General features: G+C 37.8%; 1 protein-coding gene. It reads right to left on the reverse strand.

Going from position 1 to position 1649, the window contains the following annotated elements:
- Positions 1-570 precede the first annotated feature (570 nt).
- The gene (locus tag ACIQ0H_RS21360) at positions 571-687 is read right to left on the reverse strand and encodes a helix-turn-helix domain-containing protein (protein ID WP_403419294.1); all 117 of its coding nucleotides are present in this window, start codon (positions 685-687) and stop codon (positions 571-573) included.
- Positions 688-1649 lie beyond the last annotated feature (962 nt).

Genomic DNA, 1649 nt, shown 5'->3' on the forward strand with positions numbered 1-1649 from the left:
GTTTTTGCTCAAGTGCACTTGGCACTCTCGCTATATTTCGTTGACGTTTTGCTGTTCAGTTTTCAAGGTTCATGTTGATAATGTTTGTTGTCTTTATTTCAATGACAACTTTTATATCATATCAAGTTTCGCTCTCGATGTCAACAACTAATTTCAATTTCTTTTTCGTTGTTTTCTCGGTGCTTTCGTCTGCCTCACCGGCGACTTGTATAAGAATACCTCATAGATAATCGAATGTCAACACTTTATGAAAGTTTTTTATGGAAGTATTAAAGAAGTGCATAGCAAAGGCATTTCCCTACCCTAAAGTTGAGTGAAACACCCGCGACATGTTAGTTAAGGACCAATAAATTCATCCAAGCTTTCCTACATGATTATCTAAATAAGTAAACTGAAATAAAAACGATAGCGCTTATTACTTTCATATAAAATACCAATTTCAAAGTAATTGATCCATGAAAGTATAATAATCACGATTTATGATAGCTAAGCCTCCAAATCTTATACAAGCTAGCCAGCTATACAAGTACCTTAAGCTAATCCTTTATCTGTTTCTTTATAGGCACGATTCTATTTATCCAAAAAGTAATCAAAGACAAAGGGACTGCACCCTATTGTTTTAGCGATGCGGACTTGTTGGTCTTTGTATGGATGGACACAGAGCTTATAGGCTTTTTTGATTATCATGGACTTTTTGCTAGCATTAGAAGGGTTTTGATTTGATTACGGAATGTACGTTCCTTCAAATTTAATCTTTTTTGGGTGTCCCCAATCGAAATTAATTTCCCACCGACCACTAGCCTACGCTTTTTGCTGTTTTTCTCCGTCTTCAAAACCTACATTTAACCAAACGAAGCATCAAAAAGATAGCTGTAGTGGTTTTCTGATCTTTCTCATTAGCTAATTGTTCCATAGCAATACCTGTAGACAATAGCCGCTTCTGGTATTCTTCCTCGAACTTTTAGGTAACCCCTATATTAGGGAATTGTCTAAAAGCAAAGTTAAGTAACATCCCGCTTAGAAATAAACCTACTATTATATACGTCGAAATAAAAAATCTTACCAACATCGCTCTGCACTCAGAAGTTTGCCCCCCCTTCTTTCACCTTACCTCTTTGGCTGCCTCGGCAGACGCCTTTATAGTAGATTAGATAGAATCAATTGTCCACCATATATAGCACAGCATCAGTAAAATTAACGATAAAAAACCACTCCCCAGTGGTAATGGTAATGGTTATGCGTTCAGCAGCGTCCTAAAACTCTTCTATTCTTTACACAAGGAGAAAAAATCAATATTGTCGTCAAAATCCTCTACCCTTTACTTCTTTGAACGTCAGCACACCACCTCTTGCACTCATTGCATTGTACAAATACGAAAATAACCTTCTGTTTTCATTTTTAAGCAACAAAAAAGCCATTATCCATTGATAATGGCCGTGTGCCCAGCAACGTCTCGAAACCCCTTACTTTGATTTACGCAAGAAAAAGTGTAAACCACTCAAAACACCAGAATCCTATAGGGGTTCTGGTGTTTGACTACAAAAGGCGATGCATGACAGATTTCTTTGTCAGTTTCAGTCGTCCGGTTCTCGCGTATATCACACGCTCCGATCCTCAGCCTTCGCTTGCTTAAACGTCGGCACACCAGC

This window comes from Sporosarcina sp. NPDC096371 (genome assembly GCF_044762865.1).
GTDB lineage: Bacteria > Bacillota > Bacilli > Bacillales_A > Planococcaceae > Sporosarcina.

Excerpts from the sequence above, each read along its gene's own strand:
- ACIQ0H_RS21360 (WP_403419294.1), bottom strand. The coding sequence starts at position 687 with ATGATAATCAAAAAAGCCTATAAGCTCTGTGTCCATCCATACAAAGAC.